Below are 26,627 nucleotides of genomic sequence, written 5' to 3'. Positions count from 1 at the left end.
AAAGTGGAGAACAAATTATAAAGCTAAACAACCCAGGCGGAGGAAAAAATATTTCTCAAGTACAAGTTTTGCCAGGTGGTGGAAGACATGGATGCAATCCGTATGTAAAAATAAGTACTACATACCAAAGTATAATAAAAATAATCGATGGTTCAGAAAGTCTCTACAAAACAAACGGAAAAGAAAATGCAACAATTATTTTTCAGGAGGTAACTAATATGCTATTAGACATTACTGCTCCAATTATACCCTTTAAGGGATTTGGAGAAATAAAATTATATAGTACAAGAGATGAACTGAGTGATTTATTATCATTAAATAATGTTGAAGCTATGGTAATTAATGAAAATTGGATTCGATATGATATTCAAAATAGTGTTGAATTATTCTTTCATCTTGGAAATAATAAATTATTTCGAATAATAACACTGGATAACTATAAGGGAAGGTTATTTGAAAAGATAGGAGTCGGAACTACAGAACAAAAAATGTTAGAAATTGAACCATCATTTGTTTATAATGAATTTGAAGAAGTATGGGAGTCTGACAAAGGTGTGTTTATAGAAATGGATGCTGAAACCAATAGGGTTAGATGGATTTCCGTATACATACCAGAATTAGATTTAGAAAACTTTGAAGAATGTAACTGGTAATATAATTTAATTATGCTTATACTTTAGGGCTCAAAAGTAAAAAATAATCCTACTGAACTAACAATTGCCGAAAACATTAATATTAATGTGATTATAGTATGATACAATTCTGTATAGGAATTGATTAATGAGAGCAAGATTTGACTTTGAGTGCACTTAAGGACAATCAAAATCAAAGCCTCATATTTTGAAGCAATGACAGGTTCAGGTATTTCATATAATGAGGGTAATACCGATACAGGAATACCTGCATGGGGTAAAATTGCTCTTGGCATAACCGGTGCCGCAATTGCCATAGGAATACTTGCAGGTACAATGGGAGGAATGGCTGCAGCCGTATCCGTTGGAAGTGAGTTACTGCTTGGTTCACTGTTAGGTGGTGCAACTGATGCGGCTATTTCCCTTGCTTGTGGGGAACGTGATACTAATGAACTTCTACATGATTTTGCAGATGGTGCCATAGATGGCTTTATGTTTACGGGAATCTTTGCACCTATAGGAGCTGCCGGTGCTGTAAGCAGATATGCTAAGAATGCCGAAGGCTTTGTAAGTAAGGGAAGTATAAGCAAGGGAAGTATAAGCAAGGCTGGATATGGCGTTGAGAGTGGTATAAACTATAAAAATTATAAATTGAGCCTGACAAAAAAAGAACCAATGAATGGTTGTCAGCACTCAGGCTCCAATTGCCGTCAGCTACAACCAAATATGGTTCCGTAAATAAGATAACAAATGAATATCAAAATGTCAAACCAAAGCTTCAAAATTCATTTCGATTTTCTGGCATTCTGTTTTCATATGTGGTAAAATAGGCTGAAATGTTTTGAGGATATTAATATGTTGCTTAATGAATTAAAAGGAATAGGTCAGAAAACTGAAAATTTGTTTGAAAAAGTAGGTGTATCCAGTGTTGAAGACTTACTGGAGTATTATCCCAGATATTACGATGTTTATGAGGAACCTGTAATTGTCCGTAAATTAGATTGTGACAGGACTCAGGCGGTTAAAGCAACAGTTGTAAGGGATGTTGCAGTGAAAAAAGTCCGTAATTTGCAAATTGTTACAGCTTATCTTAGAGATAGTGAAGGATACGGAATTAAAGCTATCTGGTTTAATTCACCATATTTAAGAAGTAAATTAAAAAATGGTGACGTGTATATTTTTAGGGGATTTGTAAGAGAATCTAAAGGTAGTTTTGAAATAGAGCAGCCAAAAATCTTTACAATAAAAGAATACACTTCAAAAATGGGAAAAATGCAGCCGGTTTATCCTCTTACTCACGGTCTGACAAATACTTTAGTTCAAAAATCTGTTGCACAGGCACTTAATATTATTGACATAAAAGAAAATCTTCCTGTGTCGGTTATAGAGAAATATTCTTTAGAAGATAGAAGGGTGGCTATTAAAAATATTCATTTTCCAAAAAACATGAAAGAACTTTCTACAGCAAGAAAAAGACTGGTATTTGACGAATTTTTTGAATTTATTAATACTCTTAGGAATTTAAAAGATAACAATAAAAATGAAAAAAATGAATATATTTTAGAAGAACCTGATAAGGTTAAAAATTTAATAAAAAATCTTCCCTATAATCTCACATCTGCACAACTTCGCACATGGGAGGAAATAAAAAAAGATATCTCATCTCCTAAAGTTATGAACAGGTTAATTCAGGGAGATGTTGGATCCGGTAAAACGATAGTTGCTTTTTTAGCATTAATAACTGCTGCATTAAACGGATATCAGGGGGCAATTATGGCACCTACGGAAGTTCTTGCAAGACAGCATTTTGAACAGCTAAAAGAAACATTAGAAAAAAATAATATTGATTTGTGTCCTGTTATACTTGTAGGCTCCATGACGGTTAAAGAAAAAAGGATGGTTTATCAGGATATTGAAAGTGGCACGGCAGACGTTATAATAGGAACCCATGCTCTTATCCAAGATAAAGTTAAATATAAAAACCTAGCCCTTGTAGTTACTGATGAGCAGCATAGATTTGGAGTAAGACAACGTGAAGCAATTTCCGGGAAAGGAAGCAGACCTCATACAATAGTTATGAGTGCAACACCTATTCCAAGAACCCTTGCCATTATAATGTATGGCGACCTTGATATTTCAATAATTGATGAATTGCCTGCTGGAAGGCGACCTATAGCCAACTGTGTTGTCGGCAAAGATTACAGATATAACGCCTATAATTTTATTGAAAAGCAAGTTGCACAGGGACGTCAGGTTTACATTATATGTCCTACGGTAGAATACAGCGAAGCTGTAGAAGGTGAAAATGTTATTGAATATGCCGATAAGCTTAAGCAGATATTTCCACCGGCAATTAATGTATCTTTTTTGCATGGAAGAATGAAACCTGCTGAAAAAAATGATATAATGGAGAAGTTCTCAAAAAATGAAATACAGGTTTTAGTTTCAACCACTGTTGTGGAGGTTGGTGTTAATGTTCCCAATGCCACGGTTATGATGGTTGAAAATGCAGAACGTTTTGGATTAGCCCAGCTGCATCAGCTTAGGGGCCGTGTAGGAAGAGGAAAGTTTCAATCCTACTGTATTTTTATAAATGGCAGCGAAAAGAAGGAAGCAAAAGACCGCCTTGAAATATTAAATAAATCTAACGACGGATTTTTTATTGCAAATGAAGATTTGAAGTTAAGGGGGCCGGGTGATTTTTTCGGTGTCAGACAAAGTGGTGATTTTGAATTTAAAATCGGCGATATTATGAATGATGCTGATACTTTAAAAAAAGCTGCTGATGCAATTAATTTAATTGAATCCGGCGAATTGTATGTATCAGATGAGGAAATGGAAATGATGAATACATCAAAAATTTCATCAATTAATATATAAATTTGAGAGGAGTATAGTACATTAGTTATGGATATAGTAGTTTTATGTGGAGGAAACAGTACAGAAAGAGAAGTTTCAATAAGCTCAGGATATAATGTTTGTCAGGCACTTCGTGAAAAAAATCACAATGCTATTTTGATGGATGTTTTCTTTGGAATGGATAATTGTGATATTTTTGAAACCTCAAAAAACACATATGATGTTACAAAAGAAAAAGATTACATAAAAAGCCTTTCTACAAAAGTTAAAGAAACTGAAGGAAAAAGAAAAAGCTTCTTTGGAAATAATGTAATTGAAATATGTAAAAAAGCTGACATTGTATTTCTTGCCTTACATGGAAAAAACGGTGAAGACGGAAAATGTCAGGCAGCCTTTGATTTATATGGAATTAAATACACCGGTTCAGGACATTTAGCCAGTGCCATGGGAATGGATAAAGCAGTTACAAAACAGATTTTTATGTCAAAAGGTGTTCCAACAGCTAAAAGTGTCTGGGTGAAAAAAGGTGAAGATACAGACCTCAACCCCTTAAATATGTCACTTCCTCTTGTAGTTAAAGCCTGCAACGGTGGCTCAAGTGTTGGTGTGGTTTTAGTAAAAGACGAAAAAGATTACCAAAATGCCGTGGAAGAATGTTTCAAATATGATAACGAAATATTAATTGAAGATTTTATAGAAGGACGGGAATTTTCCATTGGAGTTTTAAATGGAAAGGCATTACCTATTGTGGAAATTATACCAAGAGAAGGATGGTATGACTATGAAAACAAATATAAAGATGGTGCCACAACTCATGTTTGTCCTGCTAATTTAGGCGATGAACTTACAGAGAAAATGCAGCAGGTAGCTGTTGATGCCTGTGATGCAATTGGTTGTTCGCTATGTTCAAGAGCAGACGTTATGATGGATAAAGCCGGAAATATGTTTTGCTTAGAAGTAAATACATTACCGGGTATGACTTCCACAAGTCTTATTCCTGATGAGGCAAGGGCAATAGGTGTGGATTATCCGTCTCTTTGTAATAAAATAGTAGAATTGTCGTTAAACAAATATAAATAATGTTGATTGGAGCAAATAAATGAGTTTAAAAAATATGACACTGGAAAACATTGCTAAAGCCTGCAATGGAATATACATAGGAGATGAAAGTCTTAAACAAACTGAAATTACAGGTGTTGAAAAAGACAGCCGTTTAATAGAAGAAGGATATTTGTATCTTCCTTTTGTGGGGGCAAAGGTTGACGGACATGACTTTATTCCACAGGTATTTGAAAAAGGTGCATTATGCACTTTATCTGAAAAAAAATTGGATATCAACAAGCCATACATACTGGTTAAATCTGTTGCTGATGCCCTAAAGGCAATTGCTGAATTTTACAGAGAACAGCTTTCATGTAAAATCATAGGAATTACAGGTAGTGTAGGAAAAACCAGCACTAAAGAAATCATTGCTTCCGTTTTAAGTGAAAAATATCAGGTTTTAAAAACTGAGGGCAACTATAACAATGAAATCGGAATGCCACTTACCATGTTAAAAATACGTGATAATCATCAGATAGCCGTTATAGAAATGGGAATCAGTGACTTTGGTGAAATGCACCGTCTTGCTAATATTTCAAAGCCGGATGTATGCGTAATTACTAATATTGGAACATGCCATTTGGAAAATTTAGGAGACAGAGATGGTGTATTCAGAGCTAAAACAGAAATGTTTGAACACGCACAAAAAGATTGTTTTGTAGTTTTAAATGGTGATGATGACAAATTAATTAATGTAAAAGAAGTAAACGGACATGAACCAATGTTTTTCGGCATAAATACAAAGCAGAATGTGGGAATTGTTTCTCACACATCAAAAGGCGTTATGGGAACAGAAGTAGAAATCAAATACTTTGATAAAACCTTTACAACACTGATTCCAATTCCGGGATTTCACATGATTTATAATGCCTTAGCAGCTACCTGCATAGGTGTTCATTTTGGAATGAGTTTTTCAGAAATAGATTCCGGCATTAGAAAGCTTAAGGCAATAAACGGCCGAAATAACATCTTTAACGTAAACAATATAACAGTAATAGATGACTGTTACAATGCCAATCCCATGTCAATGAAAGCATCTCTTAATGTTTTATCAGAAGCAGATGGCAGAAAGGTAGCTATCTTAGGTAATATGTATGAGTTAGGAGACAATGAAGCAGAACTTCATAGACAGGTAGGAGAAGAAGCTGCCCGATTAAAAATAGATGAAGTTATATGTATTGGTGATTTGGCACAAAACATAGCTGATGCTGCAAAAAACGGATGCAACATAGTTTATCATTTTAATAATAAACAGGACTTTGAGTCAAATATCAGTGAGTATATCAAACCCGGAGATACAGTTTTAATTAAAGCTTCAAACGGAATGAAATTTACTACAATAGTTAATCTTATAAAAGAGACTTTTTAAATTATTATATTTTGAAAAAAATGTCAGATTAACAACAACTTACCAGTTTATTAATCTCTTTTCTTCACATAATACTAGTGTAACAAAAATTCAATTGAAGGTTGGTTACAATTTTTAAATATCTGGTTGTGAAAATGGAGGTAATTGAAATGAGTAATTCAAACAACGTAAATGTTCCAGAAGCAAAGAGTGCAATGAACAGATTTAAAATGGAATGCGCATCAGAAGTAGGTGTACAGCTTACAGACGGTTATAACGGAAACTTAACATCTGCACAGGCAGGTTCTGTTGGTGGACAGATGGTTAAGAAGATGATTGAAGCTCAGGAAAAACAGATGAGTGGTAAATAATCATTTTCTATCGTTTAAAAACAGCAGGGAGGTTCACTAAATGTGAACCTCCTTACTTAGTTATATCTATTTATTTTTCATGAATTTAATAATATCTAAAACATATGAATATATGTTTTCATCATTTAAAACTGAAGGTTTGATGACTCCTGTTTTAGATTTGTAATCCTCTCTTAAAACCTGTGGAAAACAATCATTATCTAAAGAATACACCGGTAAAAACTCCCCTGAAAATTTCTCGTAACATGTAGAAGCTGACGCTTGTTTTCTGTAGTTTTTATCCACAAAAGAAGCAATACTTTTATGAATTGCCTTATCCTCTAAAGGCAGATAATAGTAATCCTTCGAATTGGAAAAAAAATACTTAAAGGTTCCATTTATGATTTTAACGGTTATATATCCTCTATCATCTATGGCAGAAAAATGAAGGTAATCTTTGTTATATATAATTTTTAGCGGAATCCTGTTTTCAAATGAAATATTAATTCTTAATTCTTTTTCTATGTCCCCTTCAACATTTGTATATTCGTTAATGGAATATTCCTGAATATGAAATTTCCCATCAAACACATCTTTTACAGATAAAAGGGATATTAATTTTCCCATATTAATAACATCTTCACGATTATGTAGCAGAAGGGGGAAAATAAGCCTATCATCTTTTGATTCTACATAATGCTTAAAGATCTCTACTAAATCCCCACCTGAAAAAGGATCAGTACGTTTTATGTTTAATGCTTTTTCAAAGGTTTTCTGCTTTTGGTTTTCCAGATTTAATATATGATTTAATTTCGACAGAGGTTTATAAATATCTATGCTGTTAAATCTGTCAAAATCAAAGTCTAAGTTGTATTTCTCACCTCTTTCTTTAACAAAAGGAATATCAAAAGCATTTCCATTAAAATGAATAATGGTGTTAAATCCCTTTAAAAATTTGTGGAACGCCATAAGAACATTTGCCTCATCATTAAAATTCTCAGCCAGCCACTGGGCATACATTAATTCATTATTAGAAAAATACATACAGCCTATTAAATAAACATTACAGTATTTTCTTGAAAATCCCGTTGTTTCAATATCAAAAAATATTGTTTTATCAGGATTTGCAATCGTTGAAACCGGGTAGTCAATTTTTATATTTGCTTTATCTCTTATTACTAACATAAGCATATTTTAACATATTTTTACGTTAGTTGACAATCTAATTGCACAATGCTAAAATTACCCGTGATGTTAAAAAATATCATATGGACTTTATGTTCTGATGTAAAAATCAGCTAAGAGGGAAGCAGGTGGAAATCCTGCACGGTCCCGCCACTGTAAGCACGGAATTTTTATTCGCATATTTATGCGGCATGTTATTCATGTATGATTTTTAATCGCCACTGGGCAACCGGGAAGGTAAATAAAAGTGATGATGTGTAAGCCAGGAGACCTGCATAGAGTTTGGAGTTATATCACGGGGAATTGATAAAGGGCTTCTATTGCAAAAAGGCTTTATTTTGTTGCCTTTATTTTGCATATATAAGATTTATCGCACCCCTAGAGCATACGCTTTAGGGCTTTTTTCGTGTTACTCTTACTATTTTACTAATTGAAGGAGAACGAAAATGAGACGAAACAACACAACCAAAAAGGTTATTTCAATTGCTCTTACCATTGCATTAGCATTTTCAAATGTAAGTATAACTTACACCAAAGCTGATGATACATCAAATGTAATTGAAATATCAGACGCCACTCAGTGGGCCAAAATCGGCAAGGATGCTGAATATCCATTAGATGGAAATTACATTCTTACTAGTGACATTGAAAATGTTACTGAAACAATAGGTCAGGGTGATAATACTTTACCTGATGCTTTTACGGGAACAATTGACGGTGACGGACATAGCGTAACATTAGATATTAACGCTCAGAAAACTTATCAGGGATTAATCGGTCAGACTAATGGTGCCACAATTAAAAACCTTGTAGTTAAGGGAAATGTTACATCAACTCTTGGATTTGATGCAGGTATTGTGGCTAAAGCAGTTAATACAACCATTACAAATTGTGGTAACGAAGCAACTATAAATGTTACAAACAAAAAAGCGAAAAACATTGCCGGAATCACAGGATATTCTGAAAATACAACCATTACAAACAGTTATAATGCAGGTGACATTACCGGTGGAGCAAGAGTTTCAGGTATAACAGGTGAAATTAAAACATACACATCAATTGACAACTGCTATAACACAGGAAGTGTTACTACAACAGCAACCAAAACAATATATTCAGGTGGATTAGTCGGTTATGGATATGGTACCACAAACAATGTATCAACAGTAAAAAACAGTTATACAACCGGTGTGGTTACGGAAAAAACTCAAAATGGTGCAGTTATAGGATATATTAATGCCTATGTTTCTTTTGAAAAATGCTATTATCTTGAAGGGATAAATTCAAATGTTTATGGCTTTAAAATCTCTGATGCAGATGAACCTGATGTTACAAAATTATCATCAGATGAATTAAAAGGTATTGCATCTGATTTAGGAGAAGCATTTGTAACAGACAGCAGCATAAATAATGGTTATCCTGTTTTAAAATGGCAGATTAAGGCTGCAAACACTGATGTGGAAGATAAGGCAACCCTTGATGCACTTGTAAATGAACTTCCATCAGGAGTTATTTCTCCGAAATTTAATACAGACAAAAATATTAATACATATTTATCAAATCTCATTGAATCCAAAGAAGCTTACGCCAATAAAGGCATAAAAGTATCAATAAAGAATGTTGAAAACAGATTTTCTGATGGTGCAACATACATTGATGAAGATGGAACAATACGTTATTTTTACATTAATTTATTTGATGCCGGATATGCATACAGATATATGGGACAGGCAGATGTTACATTTAATTTAACATTAAATAATGTTACAGTGGAATATGCACCAAGATGTGTTAATTTCTATTGGGATTTAGACAAGGTAAAAAAAGACCTTGAAGCAGTAAGGGATGAATACATTGATAATCAGATTTTAGACAAAAACGAAGATTTACAAAGTGTAACAGAAAACTTAATGCTTCCTGCTAATCCAAATGTCAGTCACAATGGCTCAGATAAAAATGTTAAATGGGTAAAAGTAAAGTATACATCCTCAGATAGCAGTGTAATTTCAATTAGTAACTCTGCTGAATGGGACAGTGACTTTACTAACATGTACTATACAGCAAAGGTAAATAGAAAATCAGAGGATCAAAATGTTGTTATAACAGCTGAATTTACATTTGGCAGATATAATTCAGGTGAAGATCAGGTTACTGAAACCATTAAACGTGAAATACCTGTTAAAGTTTTAGCATATAACGAAGTATTAGAGCAGACAAAGGCATTACAGGAAAAGGTTGACACATATAAAGATAATCTTTCAAATTTCACTACAGGTGGAGATATTGATTTAAGTAATGTGAAAGATGACATACAGTTAGTTATCCCTAAAAAGTTAGGTCTTGATGGTAAGTATTACGATTTCAAGGTTGAAAGCAGCGATACATCTGTAATGGAAATTTATGGCTATCGTACATACACATACAGACCACTTCCGGGAGAAGATAAAAAAACAATTACATTAACAGTAACAATTACCAACAAGGAAAATACCGATATTTCTGCTTCAACTAAGTTTGATGTAACAGTTATACCTTTAACAGAAGAAGAAATAACTAATGCTGTTAATTTTATGAATAGTGCAAAAGAAAACTTCTTTGAGTTTATAAAAAATGAAAACAGCGATGCAAATAATATTACAGGAGATTTGAAGGTATTTTACGGCATATATCAGGATGAAAATGGAAATGTTTATTCATCAAACTATGTTTCAAAGCCAGATAATAACGGAATTATTGCAAGAATTGTAAATCCGGAAGAAGAAATTCCTGACCATCAGAGATACTGGATATCATCAAACAAAAACATTATTAATGATGAGACTTTAAGGGTAACAATACCGGTTTATAATACTAAGGTTACAGTAGGTGCAGTAATTTCTCATGAAATATATGAAAATTATGCTAAAAGATATGCCGATGATCCTGTATACGGAAAAATCTTCGCACAACTTGCTAATCAGAAAGTTTTAGTAGAATTAAATGTTATAGGAGAAAAGGGTGAAGAGCCAACTACAGCAGAACCTACTACCGAAAAGCCTTCTGAAACAACTACAACATCAAAGGTTACACCAACATCTAAAGCAATTGATGGCAAATATAAGAAATTAGTTGTTAAAAAGTTTAAGGCAAAGAAAGCTAAAAAGAGTATTAAATTATCATGGCAGAAAAATAAGAAGGCAACCGGTTATCAGATTAAATACTGGACAAGCAAAAATTCAAAACATGCCAAGGTAAAACTCCTTAAAAAGAACACTATTGTTAAGTCAACAATAAAAGGAGTTAAGAAAGGCAAAAAATATATAATTATCATTCGTACATATAATGTTGTAAATGGTAAAAAGATATATGGAAAATGGTCAAAGCGAATTGTGAAAATTAAATAGTTAAAATACTTTTAGAGGGACTATCGCTAATGTGATATGTCCCTTTGTATTTTTACTTAACCCAAAATATGTTATGATTAAAATAATATTTATATTTCATCAATTATCCGTTATAGGAAAAAGCAGGAGGATTTAAGCTTTGAAAAATAAAATACTTTGGTCTTTAGATTTTATTATATATATGATATTTACATATATATATCGCTCAGACGGATTGGAATATCAACTGGCAAAGGAAGGAAGTAAATTACATAAGGTATACATACATGGTGAACCGGAATATAGTTATTTATATTACAATTCTGCAAGTCCCATGCTTTCAAAAATCAGCCTTATGGGTATGTTAGTAACAAGCCTGATATTTATTGGATATGGAACATACTTATCCACTATATACATAAAAAAGAAAGTAGTCCATTCGTATAATAAATTAACAAATATTGTTATAGTAATAGTTGTTTCATTCTTATACGCATTGTTATTACATATATTACAAAGATTTATTTATATTAATTTCTGTATGCTGGTTGGAGAATAACCTTTGTTATATTTTAAAAGTAATATTTTAAAGTCCTTTTTCATTGAATATAACGTGAAAAAGTATTATTATATTTATTATTGGTTTTTATTATTTTAGGACCATTTTAGATATTTAAATCATTATTTTAAACATGGCAAAGAGAGGTAAAAAAATGTCTATTCTAACATTTAAGGGCGGAGTTCATCCATATGATGGAAAAGAATTGTCTAAAGATGTTGCCGTAAGAAAAATTCTCCCTGAAGGTGAACTTGTTTTTCCGGTATCACAACACATTGGTGCACCGGCGAAACCTGTTGTAGAAGTGGGAGAGAGAGTTCTTAAGGGACAGCTTATTGCCGGTGCAGATGGATTTGTATCAGCTAACATTCATTCATCTGTTTCAGGTACTGTTAAGAAAATCGAAAAACGATTAGTTCCTAACGGAAGCAAGGTTCTTTCTATCATTATCGAAAATGACAATTTATATGAAGAATATAATTATGAACCAAATAATGAACCCTGGTCAAAAGATACTATTAGAAAAGCTGTAAAAGACTGTGGCGTAGTCGGACTTGGAGGTGCGTGCTTTCCTACTCATGTAAAGCTTACTCCTAAGGATGATAACTCCATTGATTATGTAATTGTAAATGCAGCTGAGTGCGAGCCATACATAACTTCCGACTATAGAAGACTTGTAGAACAGCCGTCAGAGGTAATTGAGGGCTTAAAAATCGTACTTAAGCTTTTTGAAAATGCAAAAGGTGTTATTGCTGTGGAAAACAATAAACCTGATGTTATAGAAAATTTAAAGAAGCTTACTGAAAAAGAAGACAAAATCAGTGTAGCAGAATTAAAAACAAAATACCCCCAGGGTTCTGAGAGACATATTATATATGCTGTTACCAAAAGGAAAATTAATTCCTCAATGCTTCCTGCTGATGCAGGCTGTATAGTAGATAATGTTGATACAATATATAATATTTATCGTGCAGTTAAATTCAACAAACCTCTTACGGAACGTATTGTTACCGTTTCAGGAGACGGAATTAACAGCCCATGCAACCTGGAGGTACCATTTGGAACCAGTCACGCACAGTTAGTTAAGGAAGCCGGAGGAATGGATGAAAACGTTGAAAAAATCATTTCCGGCGGGCCTATGATGGGACAGGCGATGTTTTCTTTAGAAGTTCCTGTTATAAAAGGTTCTTCAGCTCTGTTAGCATTCAAACAGGATGAAATTTCAAGAGCAACAATGACTAACTGTTTAAACTGTGGTAAATGCGCCATGGTTTGTCCGGAAGGTCTTATTTGTGCCAAGCTTGCCCATGCGGCAGATGCAAACGATATGGAAGCATTTGTAAAAATGCATGGCATGGAATGTATAGAATGTGGAACATGTAACTACAACTGTCCTGCCAATAGAAATATTACGCAGTCAGTTAGAACAATGAAAAGAAAAGTGCAGGCAGCACGTAGGAAAGGGTAAGTGTGACAAATAATGTATAACGTATCATCAAGCCCTCACGTAAAGGCTAAAATGACAACCAAAAGTATAATGAGAGATGTTATTATTGCTATGATTCCTACATCAGCTTTTGGCATATATAACTATACCAATCTTTTTGGAATCAAATATGGCATTCATTCAGCATTACTTATATTAATTACAGTTATTTCCTGTGTTGCGGCGGAATATATTTACACAACAATAACAGATCAGAAAATAACGATTTTTGATTTAAGTGCCGTAGTAACAGGTATGATACTGGCGCTTAATTTACCATGCACGTTTCCATATTGGAAAGCGGCATTAGGTGGAGTTTTTGCAATAATTATTGTAAAACAGCTTTTTGGTGGTTTAGGTCAAAACTTTATGAACCCGGCATTAGGTGCCAGATGTTTCCTTGTTTTATCCTTTGCCGGTGACATGACAGCATTTTATCCTAAGGATATTAAGGAAATTGATGCTGCCACCAGTGCAACACCACTTACAGCATTAAAAAATGCAGGTGAAAGCTCTGCATCACTTATTGACATGTTTATCGGTAATCATGCAGGAACCATTGGTGAAACAAGTATTATTGCACTTTTAATTGGTGCAGCTTACTTAGTTATCAGAAAAATAATTGACGTAAGAATACCTCTTACATATATTGCTGTATTTGCTGTATGTATTATGTTATTTAATCAGTCATCTGACCCTGTATTTTTAGCCCAGCAGCTTTGCGGTGGCGGTTTAATATTTGGTGCCTTCTTTATGGCAACTGATTATGTTACATCACCTATTACAAAGGGCGGCAGGTATATTTATGGCATATGTCTTGGACTTTTAACTGCTATATTCAGAACTTTTGGTGCTAATGCAGAAGGTGTATCTTTTGCCATTATATTCTGTAACCTTCTTGTTCCTCTTATTGAAAAATATACAATACCTAGAGCTTTTGGTATTGTAAAACAGAAGGGAGGCAGATAATATGAACAAAATATTTAAAGATACATTAATATTATTTGTTATAACTTTAATTTCCGGTTTGGGACTTGGCTTTGTTTACAATGTTACATCAGATGCAAGGGCAAAGCAGGAAGAAAAAACTATGGTTGAGGCATATGAAGCTGTAATGCCGGGACTTTCTAAATATGATACTGTGGATTTTGATTCAAAATTAAATGACACCATTTCTAAGGAAATCAAAAACACTGAAAAGGAAAATGGAATTTCCACAATTAAGGCTTATAATGCCACCATTGATAATGTTGTTAAAGCAACAGATGATAGCGGTAATGATTTAGGATATATTGTTACGGTTACGGATAATGAAGCTTATGGCAGTTCCCTTCAAATTACGGTAGGCATAAAAACAGACGGAACCGTTACTGGAATTTCGTTCCTTTCATTAAGTGAAACACCGGGACTTGGAATGAAAGCGAAAGAAGATTCATTTATGTCCCAGTTTAAAAACAAAAAAGTTGATTATTTCAAATATAATAAGGCAGGAGCTTCTGCTGATAATGAAATTAATGCCATAAGCAGTGCAACAATAACCACAAATGCGGTAACACATGGTGTAAATGCTGCAATTGCCTGTGTGAAAAATATTACAGGAGGTGCTAATTAATGAACAGATGTGTTGAGCGTTTATATAACGGTATTATTAAGGAAAATCCTACTTTTGTTCTTATTCTTGGAATGTGTCCGACACTGGCTGTTACATCTTCCATGATAAACGGAGCAGGAATGGGACTTAGTACAATGGCAGTTCTTGTTTTGTCAAACTTCGTGATTTCACTTCTTAGAAAAATCATTCCTAACGGAGTGAGAGTACCGGCATTTATTGTTATTGTAGCTAGTTTTGTAACTATATTACAGTTTCTTCTTGAAGCATATCTTCCATCTCTTAACCAGTCTCTTGGTATTTACATACCACTGATTGTTGTTAACTGTATTATTTTAGGAAGAGCAGAAAGCTATGCTTCAAAAAATCCTCCTATACCGGCATTATTTGACGGCTTGGGAATGGGACTTGGATTTACAATAGCCTTGTCACTTCTTGGAGGTTTTAGAGAAATAATTGGTGCAGGAACTATTCTTGGAATTAATATTCCTAGATGGGACGGTATAGGTATTTTCGTTATGGCACCGGGAGCATTCTTTATTTTAGCTGCCCTTATTGCCATTCAGAACCAGATAAGAATCAGCCATGGAAAGAAGCCACGAAAACTCCAATGTGAACAGGGGTGTGCAGGATGCACAGGCTGTGGCAGTGATTTTACCAATTGCACTAAAGATGAAAAGGAGGAGGCATAAATGGTTAATTGTATGTTAATTGCAGTGGGAGCTGCACTGGTAAATAACGTTGTATTAAGTCAGTTTTTAGGTTTGTGTCCATTCCTCGGGGTTTCTAAAAAAACTGATACTGCTGCGGGAATGGGAGCTGCAGTAATCTTTGTAATTATGATTGCATCAGCAGTTACCTATGGTGTTTATTACGCTATACTTACACCCCTTAATCTTGAATACTTACAAACCATTGTATTTATTCTTGTAATTGCAGCTTTAGTTCAGTTAGTTGAAATGATATTAAAGAAATTTGTTAAACCATTATATCAGGCACTTGGGGTATATTTGCCATTAATTACAACCAACTGTGCCGTACTTGGTGTAGCAATTTCAAACATAGATAACGGTTATAATTTTGGTGAAAGCATGGCATGTTCCTTTGGTACATCCTTTGGATTTTTAATCTCAATTGTAATTCTTGCAGGAATAAGAGAAAAATCAGAAAACAATAATATTCCAAAACCTTTTAGAGGTACACCTATTGTACTTATTTCAGCAGGACTTATGGCTATAGCATTTACCGGATTTACCGGTGTTGTATAAGGAGGCATATATGGAAATTTTAGCATTAAGTACAACAATGACAGGAATTTTATATGCCGTTGCCATTGTTGGTGGCGTAGGATTAATTATTGGTATAGCACTGGGTATCGCCGGCAAATTCTTATCAGTAGAAGTAGATGAAAAAGAAGTTGCCATAAGAGAAGCATTACCCGGTAACAATTGCGGTGGTTGTGGATATGCCGGATGTGATGCCTTAGCATCAGCCATTGCCAAAGGAGAATGTGATCCGTCAGCCTGTCCTGTAGGTGGCGAAAGCACTGCAAAGATAATAGCAGACATAATGGGAGTTGAAGCTAACGTAGTTAAAAAAGTGGCTTATGTTGCCTGTTCCGGTGACTGTGAAAAAGCCAAAGATAAATATAACTATTATGGAAATATGTCATGTCAGGATGCTGCAAACATTCCCGGTGGAGGTGCAAAAGCCTGTAGTTATGGCTGTTTAGGACTTGGAAGCTGTGTAAAAGCCTGTGAATTTGATGCCATACACGTAGTAAACGGCAAGGCAATAGTTGATAGCGAAAAATGTAAGGCCTGTGGCAAATGTGTTGCAGCATGTCCTAAGAATTTAATTTCAATTATACCTGCTGATACTAAATACATGGTTAAATGTAGTTCCCACGATAAAGGAAGGGATGTAATGCAGGCTTGTAGTGCAGGTTGCATTGGCTGTGGACTATGCGCAAAGAACTGCCCTGTGCAGGCTATTGATTTTGGATATAATCTGGCAACAATTATGCAGGATAAATGTAAAAAATGTGGTGTATGTGCCGAAAAGTGTCCAAAGAAAGTTATTGAAAAACTATAATTAAAAATTGAATAAATTTTCTAAAAAATCTCACACTAGTAATGGTGTGAGGTTTTTTATGGAAAAATTTATTAATAAAAATATTGTTGAAAACATTAATACTTTTGATGAAATATTATATATTGATGAAAGCTTTGATATTTTAAAGCGTAATTTTATTGTTGGTGGAAAGAAAGCCGTAATGTATTATATAAACGGATTTTGCGACAATGATTTAATACAGAAAGTCCAGGAGTTTTTTACAGGTATTGAGCCTTCCGATTTAAATGTACCGGTGGAAGATTTCGCTGATAATAAAATTCCTTTTATACAAATAGACTTATATGACGATAAATATAATGTTCTTACATTGCTTCTTTCAGGAGTGGTATGCCTGTTAATTGACGGATATGATAAGGCAATGCTAATTGACGTAAGGAAATATCCTGCAAGAAATGTTCAGGAGCCTGAAAAATACAAGGTTCTTAGAGGTTCACGGGATGGCTTTGTGGAAACATTAGTATTAAACACAGCGCTTATAAGAAGGAGAATTAGAAATCCTGAATATATGTGTGAAATACTTAGAGCCGGAAAAAGTTCCAGAACGGATATAGCCCTTTGTTATATGAAAGACAGGGTTGATAAAAAACTTCTAAAAAGAATAAAATCACAAATTGAAAATATTAAAACAGACGCGTTGCCTATGAATCAGGAAAGCCTTTCGGAATGTATTCATAAAGGTCATTGGTTTAATCCGTTTCCTAAATTCAGATATACTGAAAGACCGGATACTGTGGCTGCTGAAATATTAGAAGGACAAATATGTATTTTAGTGGATAATTCCCCTGCCGCAATGATTTTACCGACAACTATTTTTGATGTAATAGAAGAAGCAGATGATTATTATTTTCCGCCAATTACAGGGACTTATTTAAGACTTGCCCGTGCCTTCATTACAGTTATGTCATTAATTTTAACCCCTCTTTATTTGCTATATGCAAACAATCCGGGGCTGTTACCGGACTGGCTTGAATTTACCAAAATTACAGATGTACAATTTGTCCCCATTTTCTGGCAGCTTTTATTGTTAGAGCTTGCTATTGATGGTTTAAAATTAGCGGCAATAAATACTCCCAGCACATTAAATACCCCTTTAAGTTTAATTGCTGCCATAATAATCGGTGAGTTTGCAGTAAATACAGGATGGTTTAACCAGCAAACCATGCTGTACATGGCAGTGGTTGCCATTGCCAATTTCACCCATGAAAATTATGAGCTGGCATATTCCATTAAATTTTTAAGGATAATAATATTAATTCTTACCCAGTTATTTAATTTGTGGGGAATGATAATAGGATGTGTTTTCACATTACTAACTATTGCTTTGAACAGAACCATAGCCCAGACAAGCTATATATACCCTTTATTTCCCTTTGACTTTAAGAAATTTATGTTGCGTTTTTTCAGGGTGTCAATAAAAAAGAAAGAATGAGACCATCCCAGTCTCATTCTTTTTCTGATGAAGTAGTTGTTTCTATTATAACATCACCATCTTCTGTTTGTTCAAGTCCTTTTGACATATGTATTTTTCCGCCTTTAGTTACAAAAACTGCTTCAGTTTTTTGGGTTTTATTAATCAGATTCATTCCATCTTTAAGCCCCATAATAAAAGCTGTTGTACTTAATGCATCCCCGGCCTCAGATGAATTTGAAATTATAGTTACCGAAGCTAAATCATTATCCACAGGATACCCGGTAGAAGTATCTAGTATGTGATGATATATTTTGTCATCTTTTTTAAAATATCTCTCATAAATTCCTGACGTTACTACAGATTTATCTGATACATCAAGTTTAAGACAATATTCATCGTTATTTTTTATGTAATCTTCATTGCCATTTACTGTTGGTGTTATGTCATTATTATAAAAAGGATTCTTAATCCCTATTACAAATGGTTCATCATCAGACTTTCCACCTATGGTAAGTATGTTACCACCTAAATCGATTATCCCTGATTTTACCCCTTCTGAAATCATATAGCTTTTAAGTTTGTCAGCAACAAATCCCTTAACAATACTTCCTAAATCAAGGCGGGTTTCACCATCTTTTAAAGTTACTTTTTCATCTTCACACTTTATGTTTTTATAGCCTACATGTTTAATGGCTTCTTTAATTTTTTTATCATCAGGAACTGTAGGATTATCCCCTGTTACATTCCACATATCTGAAAGTTCTCCAATTGTAACATCAAATGCTCCTTTTGATTTTTTACTGTACTTAATACTGTCCTTTATTACATCCGATACAACATGATTAACTTTGCAGCCCTTCGTTTTGCTTTGGTTAATTTTTGAAATATCACTGTCTTTTTTTGTTGTGCTAAACATTTTATCATAATGATTACACAACCCGAAACATTCATTTATAATATCCTGGGCTTCCGACTCCCCGGCGTATTCATAAATGGTAATTGTAATAGTAGTATCAAAACAAAAGTTAGTAAGAGAAAGGGGAAACTCTTCTTTTTTACTGCATCCTGATATTGATACTGATAACGAAGCAACAAGTGTAAATATTACAAACGATTTTAAATATTTCTTAAGTTTGTCCTTTTTCATAAATTTATCTCCGATTCATTATTCATTCATTCATTTAATATAGCATATTTATCTTAAAATTTCGATAATAAATAAGATAGATTTGTATAAAAAATTGATATATGCTATTATAATGTGGTCGTACAAATAACTGATTTTACGAAACAATTAGATTTATTGTTAATGAGGATATTTAAAATGATTTCTTATATAAAAGGTATAGTAGAGAATATTGAAAATGACAAAGTAATTATAGATAATAACGGAATTGGTTACGGAATCTTTATGCCCGGGCATGTACTTGACACTATAGGTATTGGAGAGGAATTAAAAATATATACTTATTTAAGTGTAAAGGAAGATGCCATGCAGCTGTATGGTTTTCTTTCAAAAGACGAACTTAATTTTTTTAAAATGCTTCTTGGAGTAAGTGGAGTAGGACCTAAGGGTGGACTTGCCATTATAACTGCATGTCCCGGTGATGCCCTAGCCATGTCCATTATATCAGGAGATGCCAAGGCTATTGCAAAAGCTCAGGGTATAGGAAACAAAACTGCTCAAAAGATTATTATTGAACTTAAGGATAAAATTGATATGGATAGTATAATCGGTGGAACAGACTATGAAGAAATTCCGGCAGCAAAGGGTGATTTTGATGATGCACTAGAAGCTCTTGTTTCTTTAGGATACTCCAAATCAGATGCATACAGTGCCATTAAAAAGGTGCCAAATGCTAAGAATATGGATGTGGAAGATTTACTGAAAAATGCACTTAAATATATTTTTTAATGAGGATTAAATATGGATAAAAGAATTATTCAAACAGAAATGGTTTCGGAAGACGCAGTTATAGAAAAAGGTCTGAGACCTCAGAAATTAGACCAGTATATTGGTCAGGAAAAAGCAAAAAATAACTTAAAAATTTTCATAGAAGCAGCAAAAACCAGAAACGAACCTTTAGACCATGTGTTACTTTATGGCCCTCCGGGACTGGGTAAAACCACCCTTTCCACTATTATTGCCAACGAAATGGGAGTAAATATTAAGGTAACCTCCGGCCCTGCCATTGAAAAGCCGGGAGAAATGGCTGCAATCCTTAATAACTTATCTGAAAATGATATTTTATTTATTGATGAAATCCACAGATTAAACAGACAGGTGGAAGAAGTTCTTTACCCGGCAATGGAAGATTATTCCATTGATATAATGATTGGGAAAGGACAGGCTGCCCGCTCCATAAGGCTTGATTTACCAAAATTTACATTAATCGGTGCCACAACAAGGGCAGGACTTCTTACTGCACCTTTAAGAGACAGATTTGGAGTTATTAATAAATTAGAATTTTATAATATATCAGAACTAAAAAAAATTATAATAAGATCCGCCGATATTTTAGGAGTGGAAATAGATGATAAAGGTGCCGAGGAAATGGCAAGGCGTTCTAGAGGAACTCCGAGACTTGCCAACCGCCTTTTAAAACGTGTCAGGGATTTTGCCCAGGTAAAATATGACGGCGTTATCACGGAAGATGTGGCAAACACCGCCCTTAATCTTTTAGAAGTGGACAAATTAGGTTTAGACAGAGGGGACAGAAGTATTTTAGATACCATTATTTCCAAATTTGCCGGAGGCCCTGTAGGTTTAGACACATTAGCGGCTGCCTTAGGGGAGGATTCAGGTACTCTAGAGGATGTTTACGAGCCTTACCTTATTCAAAATGGATTAATACAGCGTACACCAAGAGGTCGTATTGCAACCCCTACAGCCTATGAACATTTAGGTATTCCTTATGAGCAATAGGATTTATTACTTTTCCAAAAAACCATAACACCAAATACCTTTTGACCATAACAGTAATTTATGATATTATAATTGAAGTTTTAAGGTACAGTATTTATATAGGTATTTTATACAGTTAGGAGAAAATTATGGCATCAAAGAATTATATAGATGTAATTATAGATGGAAAAATATACAATATCGGTGGTTTTGAAAGTGAAGCATATTTACAAAAGGTAGCTTCATACATAAACAATATGATTATGGAATTTAAGCAAAACGAAAACTACCGTATGCAGAAAATGGATATGCAGCGTATCTTACTTGAAATCAACATTGCCAATGATTACTTCAAGGCTAAAAAACAGGCTGATTTGTTAGAAAATGATTTGGAAATCAAAGAAAAAGAAGTTTATGATTTAAAGCACGAATTAATTGTCTCAGATTCAAAGGCAGAAGCTACTGAAAAAGAATTAAAAGAAGCTTTAGATAAAATCAAGGAACTTGAAAAAGAGATTGTAAGATTACAGACAGAATTAAAAAATTAATTAAAGGAATATAGCGATCAGGTTTAGCCTGGTCGTTTCTTGAAAGATGGTTTTGGAGAGTGACATGGATATTGAACTTTTAGCACCGGGTGGCTCCTATGAAAGTGTTATAGCTGCATTTAATGCAGGGGCGGATGCCGTATATACCGGTGGCGAAATGTTTGGTGCAAGAGCAAATGCTGATAATTTGACAACAGAGCAGCTAATTGATGCCATTAATTATGCACACATACATAATAGAAAGCTTTATTTAACTGTAAATACACTTTTGCGTGATGACGAAATTAACGAAAAACTCTATAATTATATTCTTCCATTATATGAAAATGGTTTAGACGCAGTAATTGTGCAGGATATGGGAGTTTTTAATTATATCAGAACACATTTTCCTGATTTACACATTCACGCCAGCACCCAGATGACCATCTTTGGCAAACGCACGGCACAGGAATTAAAAGAACTTGGTGCCACAAGGGTTGTTCTTCCAAGGGAATTGTCCCTTAAAGAAATAAAGGATATTCATGAAAATGTAAATATTGAAATAGAGTGTTTTGTTCACGGTGCCCTATGTTATTGTTATTCAGGACAGTGTTTTTTTAGCAGCTACATAGGTGGCAGAAGTGGAAACCGTGGAAGATGTGCCCAGCCGTGCCGAATGGAATATGATGTAATACAGAACGAAAAAGTATTAAATCCGGGGGATTCAAAGTATGTTTTAAGTCCAAAAGATATATGTACTTTGAATATTTTACCTGATATTATTGAGTCAGGTGTTCATTCCCTTAAGATAGAAGGAAGAATGAAGAAAACTGAATATATTGCCGGAGTTGTAAGTATATATAGAAAATATATAGATTTATACCAAAAAAATAAATCCGGTCATAAAGTAGATTCCCGGGATATAGATATATTATATAATTTGTTTAACAGAAACGGTTTCAATGAAAGTTATTATAAGGTTCATAATGGAAAGGAAATGATTTCATTAAAAAAGCCTACTTTTAGAAGTGGAAATGAAGCCTTAACATCCAATATTAAAAATAAATATATTGGCAAAAAGCTAAAGGAAACCTTTGATGTAAAAATAATCTGTAAGAATAATAAGCCTTTTACCATGTGTGCAAATGTATATGGAAAGGAGATAACAGCCTATGGTTTAATTCCTGACAAGGCACAGAAACGCCCGATAGACAAGGATACAATATTAAAGCAGGTTTTAAAAACAGGTGATACCGATTTTAGTTTTAATCCTGTGTTTTTAGATTTAGATGATGGTTTATTTTTAACTGTGGGTGAAATAAAAAATGTCAGACGACAGCTTTTAGAGTTAATATATCAGGAAATTTTATCTTCTTATAAAAGAAATATCTATGGCAATTCAGATAAAGATAATGAATGTGTATCTGTTATAAAAGATAATTACCATGGTGATATGTGTATTAATATATCGGTAAGCACTTATGAGCAATTACAGGTTGCTGTTTCAAAAGAATTTATAAATAAAATTTATATTGAACTTCAGTTTTTCGATGAAAAAGGAATAAAAATAGCATTTGATTTTATAAATGAAAACCATAGGCAGGTATACATTGCCATGCCTTATGTAAGTCGTTTAAAGGATATGGATATATTTTTGCAGGAATATAAGGATACATTAGACAACGAAACATGTATAGACGGTTTCCTTATAAGAAATTTAGAACAATATTATTTCTTACATGAAAATTATCCGGAAGCTGAATACATTTTTGACTATAACGTTTATTCCTATAACGGTTATGCCAAAAATTTTTATGTAAATAATTACAATGTTGTAACTACAGTACCGGCTGAGCTTAATTTAAGACAGTTGAAAGCACGAAAATGCAATAATGAGGAATTTATTGTTTATGGATATATGCCTGTAATGATTTCAGCAGGATGTTGCATAAAAACAACAGATAAATGCGCACATAATAACACTGTATACACACTAAAAGATTCAAAAAAAAATGAATTTGTAACCAGATGTGTATGTAAATATTGTTATAATGTTATGTATAATTGTAAGCCTTTATCACTTTTTAAATATGAAAAAGACATAGAAGGTCTTAATTTAAAAAGTGTACGAATAAATCTCACAATTGAGAAACGGAAGGAAACAGATAATATATTGTCAATGGCAGAAGATGCCTTTATCAGAAAGATACCTGTTGTGGCAGATGACACTACCACAAGAGGACATTTTAACAGAGGAGTAATGTAGAAAAGAAAAATGGGTACTTTTATTGTTGTAGTAACTAAATATTTATTTATTTTGTTAATGCTATTTTACACATGGGAATGTTTCAGCGCCTTAAGATGCAAGAATCCCTACAAACTGGCAGGAATATTTCAACGTCAGAATGCGGTTATTTTTCTCACGTATCTGCTGGGAATATTTACAATTTATTCCCACTATGCCGGCTTAAAGGCTTCAGACCCTAGTGATAATACCGATATTGTTATTATTGTTTTAGGTGGGGCGCAGCTGTGTTATCTTATAGTAGTGTTGGGAATTTTCCCAATTATTTATCCAAACATAAATAAAGCAATTTTAAGTAACATGTGTATGCTTTTAACTGTTGGATTTATAATTTTAGCAAGACTTCGTTTTCAAAACAGTATAAAACAATTCATAATTGTTGCCATAGTATCATTAGCATCACTTATTGTGCCATATCTTATGAGCAAATATGAAATGTGGAAATCCCTTACGTGGATATATTGTTTTGTAGGCGTTGCATTGTTGTTATCAGTTCTTGTATTGGGTAAAAAAGATAACGGTGCTAATCTTGCAATTAAATTTGGAAATAGTTTTTCTTTCCAACCGTCAGAATTTGTCAAAATAATATTTGTATTTTTTATAGCTGGAATGCTTGCCAAATCAACGAAATTCGGCCAGATAGTAATTTCAGCCATAATGGCAGGAATCCACGTAATTATATTGGTTGTATCAAAGGATTTAGGAAGTGCTTTAATATTCTTTATGATATATGTATTCATGGTATATGTGGGAACAAGAAATATCGGTTATATTTTTGTGGGCTTTACCGGTCTTTCCGTTGCATCAGTGGCGGCATATAAGATTTTTTACCATGTGCAGGAACGTGTTTTTGCATGGCAGAACCCGTGGTCTGATCCGGCTGACACCGGCTATCAGATAACCCAATCCTTATTTGCAATAGGTAACGGTGGCTTAACAGGAACAGGTTTATATCAGGGACGACCTACGGATGTTCCCGTTGTGGATCAGGATTTTGTTTTTTCAGCCATAGGTGAAGAGTTTGGAGCAATTTTTGCAGTACTTATTATTTTAGTATGTTTAAGTTGCTTTATTGCATTTTTAAATACGGGAATGCAGCAGGTAAGTCTGTTTAACAAATTAGTATGCGTTGGACTTGGAATACAGTACGCAGTTCAGATAATTGTAACCGTTGGAGGTGCCATAAAAATGATTCCTTCAACAGGAGTAACTCTACCACTTATAAGTTATGGTGGCAGTTCAATACTTAGTACATTAATTGTCTTTGCCATAATTCAGGGACTTGCCATAGTAGGTACAACTACGGCAAAGAAACCGGTTAGAAGAAAAGTGCCAATGGAGGGAACAGGAAATGTTGCAACAAGAAACACGGCAAAAATCAGGAAATCGCCGCACAACACGCAGGAAATCAGAATCAACAGGCATTGAGCGAAAAAAAATGAATAAACAGGCTAAAATTACAACCTTTGTAATCTCCTTTATATTTTTATTTATGATAGGTTATTACCTTTACTTTGTTGTAGTAGACAGCCACGATATATTAAATAATCCATATAATCACAGAATTGACAGTCAGTCATCAACGGTTATAAGGGGAACTATTTACAGCAAAAACGGCAAGAAGCTTGCCTATACTGATACTAAAAATACTGAAAGTGATTTAACCGATGACACAAGAGAATACCCTTATGGAAATGTTTTCTCTCATGCCATAGGTATAACCACCCATGGTAAATATGGTCTTGAAAAAATGTGCAACTATGATTTGCTTTCATCCCAGACCAATGTAATTTCAAAAATTGTAGATGATTTTACCGATAACACTGAGAAAGGTTGTGACGTGCATACAACCTTAAGTGTTAATATTCAAAAGACAGCTTATAACAGTTTAAAGGGATATAAAGGTGCGGCTTTTGTAATGAATCCTACAACAGGAGAGATTTACTCAATGGTATCTCTTCCTTCATATGATCCTTCAACAATAAACGATATATGGGATCAGATTGCCAATGACCCAAATGATTCAAGACTTGTAAACCGTGCCACCCAGGGAAAGTATATTCCGGGCTCAATATTTAAGATTTTAACAACTCTTGAATATATGAGGGAAAATAAAAATTATAATGATTTTAGTTATAATTGTAATGGTCAGGCAAATTTTGGTGGATTTTCCATTAAATGTTTTAACGGTAATTCCCATGGAAGTGAAACATTAAAAGATGCCTTTGCTTATTCCTGCAACAGTGCCTTTTCAACTATTGGTAACAGTTTAAAGGTAAGTAAATTTAAGAAAACAGCAGAAGATTTAATGTTTAATCAGAAGCTTCCTTTGGACATGGATTACAACCAAAGTGTTTTTCCACTGGATAAGGATTCCACTGAATTTGATATTACCCAAACCAGTATTGGTCAGGGAAAAACTACCATATCACCGGCACATATGGCTATGATTGCATCAGCCATTGCCAATGACGGAGTTTTAATGAAACCTTACATTGTTGACCATATTGAAAGCAGTAGTGGAAATGTTGTAAGTTACACAAAACATGAAAAATACAAAACACTAATGACTAAAGCCGAGGCAAAACAGCTTCAGGAATATATGGCTGCTGTTTGTGAATACGGTACAGGGCGTATTATGACAAATTCAGATTACAGTGCCTACGGAAAAACCGGAACTGCAGAAGTTGACAAAAAAGATAATGTCAACTCATGGTTTGTCGGGTATGCCAAAAAAGGAAAGAGAAAAATTGCCATTGCAGTTGTTATTGAAAATATGCCGGAGGGCAGCAATTCCGCCGTTAATTGTGTAAAGGAAATTTTTGACTCTTATTTTGATAAAAAATAATTCA

General features: G+C 33.8%; 23 protein-coding genes and 1 riboswitch. Of the genes, 21 read left to right on the top strand and 2 right to left on the bottom strand.

Going from position 1 to position 26,627, the window contains the following annotated elements; translation table 11 throughout:
* The first annotated feature begins 68 nt into the window (after positions 1–68).
* From H8S00_RS08935 to H8S00_RS08910, 6 genes are all read left to right on the top strand, one after another.
* Positions 69–653 (top strand): hypothetical protein, encoded by a 585-nt coding sequence (locus H8S00_RS08935; protein ID WP_186840428.1) that lies wholly within the window; start codon positions 69–71, stop codon positions 651–653.
* A gap of 195 nt (positions 654–848) precedes the next feature.
* The gene (locus H8S00_RS08930) at positions 849–1,370 is read left to right on the top strand and encodes a hypothetical protein (protein ID WP_186840427.1); all 522 of its coding nucleotides are present in this window, start codon (positions 849–851) and stop codon (positions 1,368–1,370) included.
* Between the two features lie 117 nt (positions 1,371–1,487).
* Positions 1,488–3,512 (top strand): ATP-dependent DNA helicase RecG, encoded by a 2,025-nt coding sequence (recG, locus tag H8S00_RS08925; RefSeq protein ID WP_186840426.1) that lies wholly within the window; start codon positions 1,488–1,490, stop codon positions 3,510–3,512.
* A 27-nt stretch (positions 3,513–3,539) separates the two neighbouring features.
* Positions 3,540–4,571 (top strand): D-alanine--D-alanine ligase family protein, encoded by a 1,032-nt coding sequence (locus tag H8S00_RS08920; protein ID WP_186840425.1) that lies wholly within the window; start codon positions 3,540–3,542, stop codon positions 4,569–4,571.
* Positions 4,572–4,590: 19 nt separating this feature from the next.
* Complete coding sequence (locus H8S00_RS08915) at positions 4,591–5,961, top strand: UDP-N-acetylmuramoyl-tripeptide--D-alanyl-D-alanine ligase (protein ID WP_186840424.1); 1,371 nt, start codon at positions 4,591–4,593, stop codon at positions 5,959–5,961.
* Between the two features lie 149 nt (positions 5,962–6,110).
* Positions 6,111–6,311, top strand: a complete 201-nt coding sequence (locus tag H8S00_RS08910; protein ID WP_021952988.1) for an alpha/beta-type small acid-soluble spore protein — start codon at positions 6,111–6,113, stop codon at positions 6,309–6,311.
* Between the two features lie 66 nt (positions 6,312–6,377).
* Here H8S00_RS08910 and H8S00_RS08905 read toward each other — a convergent pair whose 3' ends face one another.
* A complete protein-coding gene (locus tag H8S00_RS08905; protein WP_186840423.1) occupies positions 6,378–7,475 on the bottom strand; it encodes a ribonuclease H-like domain-containing protein in 1,098 nt (365 codons plus the stop codon).
* Positions 7,476–7,550: 75 nt separating this feature from the next.
* A riboswitch (cobalamin riboswitch) is annotated at positions 7,551–7,768 on the top strand.
* Between the two features lie 153 nt (positions 7,769–7,921).
* Here H8S00_RS08905 and H8S00_RS08900 point away from each other — a divergent pair.
* The 9 genes from H8S00_RS08900 (at position 7,922) to H8S00_RS08860 (ending at position 18,056) form a co-directional block, all read left to right on the top strand.
* Complete coding sequence (locus H8S00_RS08900) at positions 7,922–10,858, top strand: autotransporter outer membrane beta-barrel domain-containing protein (protein WP_186840422.1); 2,937 nt, start codon at positions 7,922–7,924, stop codon at positions 10,856–10,858.
* 139 nt (positions 10,859–10,997) lie between these two features.
* On the top strand, positions 10,998–11,396 hold the full coding sequence (locus H8S00_RS08895) for a hypothetical protein (RefSeq protein WP_186840421.1): 399 nt from the start codon (positions 10,998–11,000) through the stop codon (positions 11,394–11,396).
* 154 nt (positions 11,397–11,550) lie between these two features.
* Positions 11,551–12,864 (top strand): electron transport complex subunit RsxC, encoded by a 1,314-nt coding sequence (gene rsxC, locus H8S00_RS08890; RefSeq protein WP_186840420.1) that lies wholly within the window; start codon positions 11,551–11,553, stop codon positions 12,862–12,864.
* A 12-nt stretch (positions 12,865–12,876) separates the two neighbouring features.
* Complete coding sequence (locus H8S00_RS08885; protein ID WP_186840419.1) at positions 12,877–13,851, top strand: RnfABCDGE type electron transport complex subunit D; 975 nt, start codon at positions 12,877–12,879, stop codon at positions 13,849–13,851.
* Between the two features lies 1 nt (position 13,852).
* The gene (locus tag H8S00_RS08880) at positions 13,853–14,494 is read left to right on the top strand and encodes an RnfABCDGE type electron transport complex subunit G (RefSeq protein ID WP_186840418.1); all 642 of its coding nucleotides are present in this window, start codon (positions 13,853–13,855) and stop codon (positions 14,492–14,494) included.
* A complete protein-coding gene (rsxE, locus tag H8S00_RS08875) occupies positions 14,494–15,183 on the top strand; it encodes an electron transport complex subunit RsxE (RefSeq protein WP_186840417.1) in 690 nt (229 codons plus the stop codon). Before H8S00_RS08880 ends, rsxE begins: the two co-directional genes overlap by 1 nt.
* The gene (locus H8S00_RS08870; protein WP_186840416.1) at positions 15,184–15,759 is read left to right on the top strand and encodes an electron transport complex protein RnfA; all 576 of its coding nucleotides are present in this window, start codon (positions 15,184–15,186) and stop codon (positions 15,757–15,759) included.
* Positions 15,760–15,769: 10 nt separating this feature from the next.
* Positions 15,770–16,585, top strand: a complete 816-nt coding sequence (locus H8S00_RS08865) for an RnfABCDGE type electron transport complex subunit B (RefSeq protein WP_021952997.1) — start codon at positions 15,770–15,772, stop codon at positions 16,583–16,585.
* Positions 16,586–16,643: 58 nt separating this feature from the next.
* Complete coding sequence (locus H8S00_RS08860; protein WP_021952998.1) at positions 16,644–18,056, top strand: spore germination protein; 1,413 nt, start codon at positions 16,644–16,646, stop codon at positions 18,054–18,056.
* Positions 18,057–18,069: 13 nt separating this feature from the next.
* Here H8S00_RS08860 and H8S00_RS08855 read toward each other — a convergent pair whose 3' ends face one another.
* Complete coding sequence (locus H8S00_RS08855) at positions 18,070–19,185, bottom strand: FAD:protein FMN transferase (RefSeq protein ID WP_186840415.1); 1,116 nt, start codon at positions 19,183–19,185, stop codon at positions 18,070–18,072.
* A gap of 177 nt (positions 19,186–19,362) precedes the next feature.
* On the opposite strand from H8S00_RS08855, the gene ruvA reads away from it, so the two are divergent.
* The 6 genes from ruvA to H8S00_RS08825 all read left to right on the top strand — a co-directional run bounded on the left by ruvA (position 19,363) and on the right by H8S00_RS08825 (position 26,623).
* Positions 19,363–19,953, top strand: coding sequence for a Holliday junction branch migration protein RuvA (gene ruvA / locus H8S00_RS08850; protein WP_186840414.1), 591 nt, complete (start codon positions 19,363–19,365; stop codon positions 19,951–19,953).
* Between the two features lie 12 nt (positions 19,954–19,965).
* Positions 19,966–20,964: a Holliday junction branch migration DNA helicase RuvB gene (gene ruvB / locus H8S00_RS08845; RefSeq protein WP_118588581.1), complete on the top strand. Its 999-nt coding sequence runs from the start codon at positions 19,966–19,968 to the stop codon at positions 20,962–20,964.
* A 128-nt stretch (positions 20,965–21,092) separates the two neighbouring features.
* Positions 21,093–21,491, top strand: a complete 399-nt coding sequence (locus tag H8S00_RS08840) for a cell division protein ZapA (RefSeq protein ID WP_207721417.1) — start codon at positions 21,093–21,095, stop codon at positions 21,489–21,491.
* 64 nt (positions 21,492–21,555) lie between these two features.
* On the top strand, positions 21,556–23,736 hold the full coding sequence (locus H8S00_RS08835) for a U32 family peptidase (RefSeq protein WP_186840413.1): 2,181 nt from the start codon (positions 21,556–21,558) through the stop codon (positions 23,734–23,736).
* A gap of 9 nt (positions 23,737–23,745) precedes the next feature.
* Positions 23,746–25,203 carry an FtsW/RodA/SpoVE family cell cycle protein gene (locus H8S00_RS08830; protein WP_118588584.1) on the top strand — a complete coding sequence of 486 codons (1,458 nt, stop codon included), beginning with the start codon at positions 23,746–23,748 and terminating at the stop codon, positions 25,201–25,203.
* A 64-nt stretch (positions 25,204–25,267) separates the two neighbouring features.
* A complete protein-coding gene (locus H8S00_RS08825) occupies positions 25,268–26,623 on the top strand; it encodes a peptidoglycan D,D-transpeptidase FtsI family protein (RefSeq protein ID WP_186840412.1) in 1,356 nt (451 codons plus the stop codon).
* The last annotated feature ends 4 nt before the right edge of the window (positions 26,624–26,627 follow it).

The sequence above is a fragment of the Eubacterium segne genome (genome assembly GCF_014287775.1).
In the GTDB taxonomy this organism is placed as follows: Bacteria; Bacillota; Clostridia; order Lachnospirales; family Lachnospiraceae; genus Eubacterium_G; species Eubacterium_G segne.
Note: the sequence above shows the minus strand (reverse complement) of the source record. Positions and strands in the feature narration are given on the sequence as shown.

Bases quoted from the DNA above. Each gene is read 5' to 3' on its own strand.
- H8S00_RS08830 (WP_118588584.1), top strand. From the start codon at position 23,746: ATGGGTACTTTTATTGTTGTAGTAACTAAATATTTATTTATTTTGTTA.
- H8S00_RS08920 (WP_186840425.1), top strand. From the start codon at position 3,540: ATGGATATAGTAGTTTTATGTGGAGGAAACAGTACAGAAAGAGAAGTT.
- H8S00_RS08865 (WP_021952997.1), top strand. From the start codon at position 15,770: ATGGAAATTTTAGCATTAAGTACAACAATGACAGGAATTTTATATGCC.
- H8S00_RS08825 (WP_186840412.1), top strand. From the start codon at position 25,268: ATGATAGGTTATTACCTTTACTTTGTTGTAGTAGACAGCCACGATATA.
- rsxE (WP_186840417.1), top strand. From the start codon at position 14,494: ATGAACAGATGTGTTGAGCGTTTATATAACGGTATTATTAAGGAAAAT.
- recG (WP_186840426.1), top strand. From the start codon at position 1,488: ATGTTGCTTAATGAATTAAAAGGAATAGGTCAGAAAACTGAAAATTTG.
- H8S00_RS08905 (WP_186840423.1), bottom strand. From the start codon at position 7,475: ATGTTAGTAATAAGAGATAAAGCAAATATAAAAATTGACTACCCGGTT.
- H8S00_RS08835 (WP_186840413.1), top strand. From the start codon at position 21,556: ATGGATATTGAACTTTTAGCACCGGGTGGCTCCTATGAAAGTGTTATA.
- H8S00_RS08880 (WP_186840418.1), top strand. From the start codon at position 13,853: ATGAACAAAATATTTAAAGATACATTAATATTATTTGTTATAACTTTA.
- H8S00_RS08870 (WP_186840416.1), top strand. From the start codon at position 15,184: ATGGTTAATTGTATGTTAATTGCAGTGGGAGCTGCACTGGTAAATAAC.
- ruvA (WP_186840414.1), top strand. From the start codon at position 19,363: ATGATTTCTTATATAAAAGGTATAGTAGAGAATATTGAAAATGACAAA.
- H8S00_RS08915 (WP_186840424.1), top strand. From the start codon at position 4,591: ATGAGTTTAAAAAATATGACACTGGAAAACATTGCTAAAGCCTGCAAT.
- H8S00_RS08885 (WP_186840419.1), top strand. From the start codon at position 12,877: ATGTATAACGTATCATCAAGCCCTCACGTAAAGGCTAAAATGACAACC.
- H8S00_RS08860 (WP_021952998.1), top strand. From the start codon at position 16,644: ATGGAAAAATTTATTAATAAAAATATTGTTGAAAACATTAATACTTTT.
- H8S00_RS08930 (WP_186840427.1), top strand. From the start codon at position 849: ATGACAGGTTCAGGTATTTCATATAATGAGGGTAATACCGATACAGGA.
- H8S00_RS08900 (WP_186840422.1), top strand. From the start codon at position 7,922: ATGAGACGAAACAACACAACCAAAAAGGTTATTTCAATTGCTCTTACC.
- H8S00_RS08855 (WP_186840415.1), bottom strand. From the start codon at position 19,185: ATGAAAAAGGACAAACTTAAGAAATATTTAAAATCGTTTGTAATATTT.
- rsxC (WP_186840420.1), top strand. From the start codon at position 11,551: ATGTCTATTCTAACATTTAAGGGCGGAGTTCATCCATATGATGGAAAA.
- ruvB (WP_118588581.1), top strand. From the start codon at position 19,966: ATGGATAAAAGAATTATTCAAACAGAAATGGTTTCGGAAGACGCAGTT.
- H8S00_RS08840 (WP_207721417.1), top strand. From the start codon at position 21,093: ATGGCATCAAAGAATTATATAGATGTAATTATAGATGGAAAAATATAC.
- H8S00_RS08910 (WP_021952988.1), top strand. From the start codon at position 6,111: ATGAGTAATTCAAACAACGTAAATGTTCCAGAAGCAAAGAGTGCAATG.